This window comes from Candidatus Avelusimicrobium alvi (assembly GCF_958451995.1).
Lineage (GTDB): Bacteria > Elusimicrobiota > Elusimicrobia > Elusimicrobiales > Elusimicrobiaceae > Avelusimicrobium > Avelusimicrobium alvi.
Map to the genome: position 1 here is coordinate 1 of NZ_CAUDSG010000051.1, position 8,135 is coordinate 8,135.

Below are 8,135 nucleotides of genomic sequence, written 5' to 3' on the forward strand. Positions count from 1 at the left end.
GGATATATCCCGTGCAGAAAAGCCTCGGATTTACGCTTATAGAGCTGTTGGTGGTTGTTTTAATTATTGGTATTCTGGTGGCGGCGGCCGTGCCGCAGTACGAAAAAGCCGTCTGGAAATCGCGCGCGGCTACGATGCTGGTTAATATCCGCGCCTTGGCCAACGCACAAAACGTTTATTATATGGCTAACGGTGTATATGCCACACAATACGGCCAGCTGGACCTGAACTTTGATTCCCTGCCCGAGAGCAACCCTTCCGCCGGCGCGGGGTATCTGTCGGCGGCCTCGTCGGACGCCATCCGCGCCAATAACGATTATAAACTCGTCATCAATTCCGCTCCGGCCAACTTTTTGCACAGCACCGCCATCTTTATACGCGGCCCGTATCTGGGCGGCGGTTTGCTTATTCCGCATTATGTAAACAACCTTTCCGGCATCAATCCCGGGGAGCTGTACTGTTTTGAATACGCCGTTGTAAAAGGGAAACTGTGCAAGCCCTTCTACGGCGCGCAGGACGTTGGCACGGCAAACAATATTACCTATTACAAAATGCCTTAACGCAGCATTAAAAAACCCCGGCGTTTAAACCGGGGTTTTTGTATTTTATTTATTGTCTTTTTGCTTTAAACTCGCTTTAATAAGCCCGTCAAACAGCGGATGCGGGCGGAGCGGGCGGGAGCCAAATTCCGGGTGGAACTGGCCCGCGATAAAATACGGGTGATCCTCGCGCTCTACGATTTCGGGCAGTACGCCTTCGTGCCAGGCGGACACTTTTAACCCCGCGTCGCTGAGCTGTTTGACGTATTGCGGGTTAAACTCGTAGCGGTGGCGGTGGCGTTCCACGATTTGGTCCTTGCCGTATAAGCGGCGCGCCAGCGAACCTTCTTTTAAATCCGCCGTGTAATTGCCCAGGCGCATCGTGCCGCCTTTGTAGACGACGTTCTTTTGCTGGGGGGTTAAATCCACCACCGGGTCTTTGGTGGTCGGGTCAAATTCGGTGGAATTGGCGTCGTGCAGGCCGCAGAGGTTGCGCGCCGTTTCAATCACCGCGCACTGCATGCCCACGCAGATGCCCAAAAACGGTACCTTGTGTTCGCGCGCATATTTGACGGTGGCGATTTTGCCTTCAATGCCGCGCCCGCCGAACCCGCCGGGGATTAAAATGCCGTCCACTTCTTTCAATTTCTCTTCCACTTGGTCTTTTTCGGTGTTGACGTAGACGATTTCCACTTTCGCGTCGTTATTCATTCCCGCGTGGCGCAGGGCCTCGTTGACGGATTTGTACGCGTCCTGGAGTTCGGAGTATTTGCCCGCCACCGCGATTTTGACGGTTTTGGAAGGGGTCATGGCTTTGTCAAAAAATTCAAACCATTTCGGGTCCACTTCCTGGGTGGGTTTTAAGCCCAACAGCGCGATGATTTGCTTGTCCACCTGCTGTTTGTAGAACATTTCCGGCACGTGGTAGATGGATTTTGCGTCCGCGCATTCAATAACGGCCTGGGCGGGCACGCTGCAGAACAGGGAGAGTTTTTCTTTTAAATGCTGGGAAAGCGGCCGCTCCGTGCGGCAGATGAGCATACCGGGTTCAATGCCCACTTCGCGCAGTTTGTTGACGGAGTGCTGCGTCGGTTTGGTTTTCAGTTCCTGCGCCACGGCAATGTAGGGGATAAGTGTAACGTGCACGCAGATGACGTTTTGCGGGCCTTTTTCCAGGCGCAGCTGGCGGGCGGCTTCCAGAAACGGGAGGGATTCAATATCGCCCACCGTACCGCCGATTTCAATGATGGACACGTCGGCGTCGTTTTCAAAAGCGGTAAAGCGTTTTTTAATTTCGTTGGTGATGTGCGGGATGACCTGCACCGTGGCGCCCAGGTATTCGCCGCGGCGTTCTTTGTCAATGACGGTTTGGTAGATGTTTCCCGCGGTGTTGGTGTTGGCGCGGGTCATATTGACGTCTAAAAACCGTTCGTAATGGCCCAGGTCCAGGTCCGCTTCGGCGCCGTCGGTGGTGACGAACACTTCGCCGTGCTGGTAGGGGCTCATGGTGCCGGGGTCTACGTTAATATACGGGTCGCATTTAATCATATTGACCCGCAGGCCGTTAAGCTGTAAAAGCTTGCCGATGCTCGCGCCGGAAATACCCTTGCCCAGGGAACTGACGACGCCGCCGGTGATGATGATGAATTTAGACATATGGGGCTCCTTGTGTAAATATAAAGTGTATGCATTTACGTCCGCATGGCTGTACAAAACGGCGCATAACGAAACTCCCGCTTGTCGGCGGGAGTTCGGCGCTATTCGCGTTCTTTTAAATACTTTTCGGCGGCTTTTAAGTCTTCCGCCGTGTCAATGGCGGGTCCGCCGGGGCGGATTTCCACGCACTTAATAGTCATCCCGTCTTCCAGCGCGCGCAGCTGTTCCAGCTTTTCCAGCTGTTCCAGCGGGCTCGCCGGCAGTGAAACAAAACGTTTTAACGCTTCCCTGCGGTACCCGTAGATGCCGCAGTGGTGCCAGTAGGGAACGGCTTTGTTTTCTTCCGTCAGTTCCCTTTTAAACGGCACGCGCGAGCGCGAAAAATACAGCGCGCGGCCGTCTTTGGCCAGCACGGCTTTGACGCAGTTGGGGTTGTCAATCTTCGCGTCGTCCGTGGTGGCGGTAACGGCGGTGGCGATGTCGCAGGACGGATCGCTTTTTAACAGGTCAGCGATGGCCGTGATGGTTTCCGGGCGGATAAAAGGCTCGTCGCCCTGGACGTTGATGATAAAAGGCTCGGGGCGGTTTTGGGCCGCTTCAAAAATGCGGTCCGTGCCGCTCTGGCAAGATTCACTTGTCAGCACGGCCTGCGCGCCGAATTTGGCGGCGGCCTCCACCACAAGAGGCGACTCCGTGGCGATAAGCACGTCTCCCAGCCCGGTTTTCAGGCACGCTTCGTAGGTGTGCTGAAGAACGGGCTTGCCGGCCAGGTCTTTTAAAATTTTACCGGGCAGGCGCGAGGAGCCGTAGCGCGCCGGGACGGCGATTAACACGTCGCTCACGGAAGGACTCCTTCAATTTCTTCGCGCGTGGCCGTCGCGGTGCCGGATTTTTCCACCACAATGCCCGCCGCGTAGTTGGAAAGCACGGCGGCCTCCTGCAGCGTGGCTCCCGCGGAAAGGGCGGCCGTCAGTACGGAGATGACCGTATCGCCCGCGCCGGTAACGTCGTACACTTCGCGCGCCGTGGCTTTGACGGTGACGGGTTTTTCGGCGCCTTTTTCAAACAGGCTCATCCCGTCCGCGCCGCGGGTGATTAAAATGGAGTCGGCGTCCAGCATTTTTAAAATTTTCCGGCCCAGCGTTTCAATGGCTTCTTCGCCCGCCTTGGGGGATTCGCCCATGCCTTCCCACGCTTCTTTGGTGTTAGGGGTCATGCAGGTGATGTTTTTATACTTTTTAAAGTTGTCAATTTTCGGGTCCACGCACACCGGGATTTTGTGCTTGCGGCAGGTGTCAATAATGGTTTGGATGTTATGGTCGCTGAGCATACCTTTGCCGTAGTCGGACAAAATGACACCTTTGGCGGTTTTTACCGCCAGCTCAAAGCTTTTCATGCAGAGCGTGGAGACGGAGGGGGAGATGGTTTTTTTGCTTTCGCGGTCAAAGCGGACGATTTGCTGCTGTTCGGCCATCACGCGGATTTTTTGGGTGGTGGGGCGGTCCGGGTCTTCGGCGACGCCGTAGATGTTTACCTTTTTATCGCGCAGGAAGCCTTTTAGCATTTCGCCGCCCAGGTCCTGCCCGACGACGGACACCATTACCGGGCGCGCGCCCAGGGCCGCCAGGTTTACGGCCACGTTGCCCGCGCCGCCGGCTACAAAAAATTCTTTTTTCACGTCCACCACCGGCACCGGGGCCTCCGGCGAAATGCGGCTGACGCTGCCTTTAATAAAGTGGTCAAGCATAATGTCGCCCACCACGATGATTTCCTGCCCTTCAAAATGTTTCAAAATCTCTTTTAAGCGTTTAGTCGGTATGGATTGCATAGCACGCTCCTGAATAATTATTACAACATTATATATTTAATTTCGTTTGTATTCCAGTAGTTCGGCCGATACGCTGCCGATGAACACTTCCGTCTTCATTTTGACGGGCATTTTATACTCGTCATCCGTCAGCCAGACCTTTAAGCTTTTGCCTTTGCTGACAAAAATCCCCTCGCCTCTAAACTGCGGTTCCACTACTATGCAGTCAAACTTGCCGGCGGCGGTTTTTACCGTTTCTTTGCCCAGCACTTTTACCACCAGCGGGTATTGCTTTTCGCGGTTGATGATGTCAAAAATGATGTCTTGACCTTCTTCCAGCTTCTGCGCGCGCACGAAATAAAGCGAGGAAAGCATATCCAGCACCCGCTGGCTGAGCGGGCCTGAAAGCGCGCGGGGGGCTTCTTTTTTCTGCATTTCGCCGTAGAAGCGGTTGTTTTTGTAGTCAAACGTCAGCCATTCGTCGCGCTTGTAGCCGCCTTCGCGCACGCTTTGCGAGTAGCCGAGCGAATAAAAATTTTCGGCGTCAATCCAGGAATAATTTACGTCGCGCACTTTAAAGAATGCGTCAATTACGCTGGCGGAAAAAGCCGTGGTTTGAATCAGGTACGCTTTGCGTCCGTTCACGGTCGTAATCCCGCGGTTTTTGATATACGCCGTTCCGGCCTTGATAAAGGAATAATATACGCCGTATTTTAATTCTTCGCCGCTCCAGGGGGAGGAAGTATCCGTCTTTTGCACGGGTTCGTAGGCCAGGGGGCTTAGGCGGCGGCCATCCAGGGGAATCAGCTCCTCGCCTTTAAAAGAAGCCTCGTCCGGCGCGGGTTTTGACAGGGTTTGGCCCGCGCGGGCCTGCGCCACAAAATCGGCGGCGCCGGGTTCTTTGGGGGCGGAAGGGAGCGTTTCTTCCAGCGTCTGCCCCGCTTCTTGCGGAAACAGGGTTACTTCTTCGGGTTCGGCGGACCGGGGGGCGGAAACGCCCGCAGGCGTTTGGGGCGTTGTGTGCGGCTGGATAGTTTTGTTAGCCGGGGCGGGCGAAAGGGGAACGGCGGGCGTTACGGGTGCGGCGGCAGCGGGAACAACGGCGGCGCTCTGCGGGGCGGGCGCGTCCGCCAGGCGGTTGCAGGTGCAGCCTGCCAGCAGAATCAGTCCGCCCAGCGCCAGGAGCCGTTTATGCGTCATGGGTGCTCCCGGAATGTTTGGCGATAAAGCGCGCCGCGTTCAGCAGGCTGGAGGCCGCTTTGGCCGGGCGCATATCGGGATATTTTTTCAAATGGTTTTTGCCGTTGGCCGTGGTCACGAGCACCGGGGTAAAGCCGATGGCCCGGCCGAATTCCACGTCGGCCTTTTTGTCGCCAATCATATAAGACTGTTTCGGGTCTATATTATATTTTTTAATCAGTTCCAGGCCGAGCTTGGGGTTGGGCTTGCGGCAGGAACAATGCTGTTCCGGCGCGTGCGGGCAGAAAACAATTTCTTCAATGACGGCGGGTTTTAACAAATTAAGCATCCGCGCATTGACGGCGTTTACTTCTTTTTCGGTAAAGTAGCCCCGGCCGATGCCGGACTGGTTGGAAACGATAAAAAAATGAAATCCCAGTTTTTTAAGCAGTTTGAACGCGGCCGCCGCGCTTTGGTAGGGGCGCACTTTGGCCGGATCGCTTAAATAGGTGCCGGGTTTTTCGTGGATAACGGTGCCGTCCCGGTCCAGAAATACGGCTTTTATTTTGCCGCTCATACGCGTTCCTCCGGGTGGGCTTTTAAATAGGCTTCGCCCTCGGCTTCGCGTTTCCAGCGGTTGTGTGCCCACAGCCATGAAGCGGGGTTTTCGCGCAGCCAGTCTTCGTAATACCCCACGAGGGTTTTGGTAAATTTGCGTACATTGTCCATGCTGTATTCTTTGGGCGGGAGCACCGGGTCCATCACTTCGGAAACGATGGTTCCGTCCGCTTCGCGCCAGACGCGCACCGGGAAAACGGGCACCTGCATTTTAATGGATAAAAGCGCGGTAATGGGGGAGAATGCCGCAATGCGCCCCATAAAAGGCACCCATACTTCGCTGGAACCGGCGTTTTGGTCAATCAAAATGCCGAGCATTTTTTTCTTTTTCAGCCAGCGCATACAGGCAAAAAACGGTTTGTCTTCATTGTTGCTGTAAAAGGTGCGTCCCGTAAAAATATTGCGCAGGCGGTTGGTTTCTTCGTCCACGTAAGGGTTGTCCACCCGCTGGGCCAGCACCGCTTTGTCCACCCCGTACACCGCGCCCGCCAGGCCGAAGGCTTCCCAGTTGGTAAAATGGCCGATGTGGATGATGCCGCCCGTGTTGTTTTGGGCGTTTAACATTTTTTCCGCGCCGATAATGCGGCTGTGTTTTTTAAATTCTTCCGGCGTCATGCGGGTCAGTTTGATAAATTCCGCCAGAATGCCGCCCATATTGCGCCAGGATTCCAGCGCGGTTTGGCGGGCTTGCTGTTCGGACATTTGGGGAAACGCGCGGCGGATGTCGTACACGGAGCGTTCAAAACGGCGTTTCATCACAAAGCGGACCGAGCCGGTAGCCGTACGTCCCAGCCATACCGCCGTTTTATAAGGCAGGAGGCCGAACAGCGCGCAAAAAGTTTTGAGCGCGAGGTATTGGATAAAATGCAAAGGGGTTTTTTGAAAACGGGCTTTTTCCATATATAGCCATTATACTAATTTTAGTTTGAAAACCCGCCCGGTTTTGAAAGGGTGCGCAAAATGCTAAAATATCTAAAACCGTTTTTTAGGGGAGTTTATGGATTTACTGAAATTAAAGGAAGATTTGGAAGAAAACGCCCTCGGGCGCGGCGTGCTGATGGCCGCTTCTAAAATTTACGGCGCGGGCGCCTGGCTGGACCGCGCGGCGTACGAAAACGGGTGGAAAACGTCCAAAAGCGTCAATTCCCGCGTCGTGTGCATCGGCAACATCACCGCCGGGGGCACCGGCAAAACCACCGCCGTGCTTTTAGCCGCCACCACGCTGGCCAAAGAAGGCATCCGCGTGGCGATTGTTTCGCGCGGCTACAAACGCCAGCGCAAGACCGAAGGCCCCGTCGTATTGTTTGACAACCCGGACGCCGACTGGCGCCTGGCGGGCGACGAGCCCTTTATGATGAGCCGCGTGCTGAGCCAGTACAAAGTGCCCATCGTCATTTCGCCCGACCGCGCCGCCGCCGCCACGGAAGCGTTAAAACGTTTTAAAAGCCAGATTATTCTGCTGGATGACGGCCTCCAGCACCACCGCCTGCGCCGCGACGCCAACGTCATTTTAATTGACGCGAAAAACCCGTTTGGCAACAAACACCTTTTGCCCTACGGCGTTCTGCGCGAACCGATGACGGCCTTAAAGCGCGCTTCTTTGGTGGTCATGACGCACTGCGACCAGGTGTCCGTCCGCCAGCTGGAAGACATTAAGGACCAAATCCGCCTCTACAACGACGCGGTGGAAATCCTGGAAAGCGTGCACGAACCCGAGTATTATTTTGATATTTGCAACACCAAAAAAGTGGATTTGAAAGCCATCCAGGGCCCGGCGGCGTGTTTCTGCGCGCTCGGCCACCCGGAAACGTTTGAAAAAACCCTGCAGAACCTGGGGCTGACGCTCAAACAAAAATGGCGTTTCCCGGACCACCAGCACTATACCGAGGAAAATCTGCGCACGTTTGAAGAAACGCGCGGCGGACTGCCGCTGATTACAACTTTTAAGGATTTTGTAAAATTTCCGGACAACTGGCGCGATATCCTGACCAAGGACGTATATGTGCTGTCCGTAAATTTAAAAATCCGCGGCGGGGAAGAGGAATTTAACAAGTTTACCGACGTGTTATATCCCAAATTCTCCAAAATCAAAAATAAATAAACTGTATTTGAACGTTCACACGCCCCGCAGGCTAAACGCCCCGGGGCGTTTTGCTTTTGCGGCCTTCCGGGCCGTGCAGATAAAGAACTATCCCCGGAAAACTTTTGCGTCCCCGAATGTTTCTCTCCCAAGTATCTAATAGCACCGTTTATTGCCAAGCCCTGGCCAGGCCAGAGAAGGGAGCCCAGGCTCTGGGTCCTGCCCCTGGCAAGGGGGTTGATTTGTTTTTTTTTTT

Annotated in this window: 8 protein-coding genes; 2 read left to right on the top strand and 6 right to left on the bottom strand. The window is 54.7% G+C overall.

From position 1 onward, the window contains the following. A partial coding sequence (locus ACQY36_RS07525; RefSeq protein ID WP_428078648.1) for a type IV pilin protein occupies nt 1–560 on the top strand: 560 nt, incomplete at its 5' end. 45 nt (nt 561–605) lie between these two features. Here ACQY36_RS07525 and ACQY36_RS07530 read toward each other — a convergent pair. The 6 genes from ACQY36_RS07530 to ACQY36_RS07555 all read right to left on the bottom strand — a co-directional run bounded on the left by ACQY36_RS07530 (nt 606) and on the right by ACQY36_RS07555 (nt 6,699). Beyond that, a complete protein-coding gene (locus ACQY36_RS07530) occupies nt 606–2,195 on the bottom strand; it encodes a CTP synthase (protein ID WP_428078650.1) in 1,590 nt (529 codons plus the stop codon). A gap of 101 nt (nt 2,196–2,296) precedes the next feature. Beyond that, entirely contained in the window at nt 2,297–3,037 is a 741-nt protein-coding gene (gene kdsB, locus ACQY36_RS07535) for a 3-deoxy-manno-octulosonate cytidylyltransferase (RefSeq protein ID WP_428078652.1), read from the bottom strand. Beyond that, nucleotides 3,034–4,023 (bottom strand): D-glycero-beta-D-manno-heptose-7-phosphate kinase, encoded by a 990-nt coding sequence (gene rfaE1, locus ACQY36_RS07540; RefSeq protein WP_428072263.1) that lies wholly within the window; start codon nt 4,021–4,023, stop codon nt 3,034–3,036. The genes kdsB and rfaE1 overlap by 4 nt, the downstream gene beginning before the upstream one ends. A gap of 36 nt (nt 4,024–4,059) precedes the next feature. Then, nucleotides 4,060–5,202, bottom strand: coding sequence for a DUF3108 domain-containing protein (locus ACQY36_RS07545; protein WP_428078654.1), 1,143 nt, complete (start codon nt 5,200–5,202; stop codon nt 4,060–4,062). Further along, nucleotides 5,192–5,758, bottom strand: a complete 567-nt coding sequence (locus tag ACQY36_RS07550) for a D-glycero-alpha-D-manno-heptose-1,7-bisphosphate 7-phosphatase (protein ID WP_428078656.1) — start codon at nt 5,756–5,758, stop codon at nt 5,192–5,194. Before ACQY36_RS07550 ends, ACQY36_RS07545 begins: the two co-directional genes overlap by 11 nt. After that, the gene (locus ACQY36_RS07555) at nt 5,755–6,699 is read right to left on the bottom strand and encodes a lysophospholipid acyltransferase family protein (protein ID WP_428056744.1); all 945 of its coding nucleotides are present in this window, start codon (nt 6,697–6,699) and stop codon (nt 5,755–5,757) included. The genes ACQY36_RS07550 and ACQY36_RS07555 overlap by 4 nt, the downstream gene beginning before the upstream one ends. Nucleotides 6,700–6,796: 97 nt before the next feature. Here ACQY36_RS07555 and lpxK point away from each other — a divergent pair, with 97 nt between their 5' ends. After that, nucleotides 6,797–7,900 (top strand): tetraacyldisaccharide 4'-kinase, encoded by a 1,104-nt coding sequence (gene lpxK / locus ACQY36_RS07560; RefSeq protein WP_428071617.1) that lies wholly within the window; start codon nt 6,797–6,799, stop codon nt 7,898–7,900. Nucleotides 7,901–8,135: the final 235 nt, after the last annotated feature.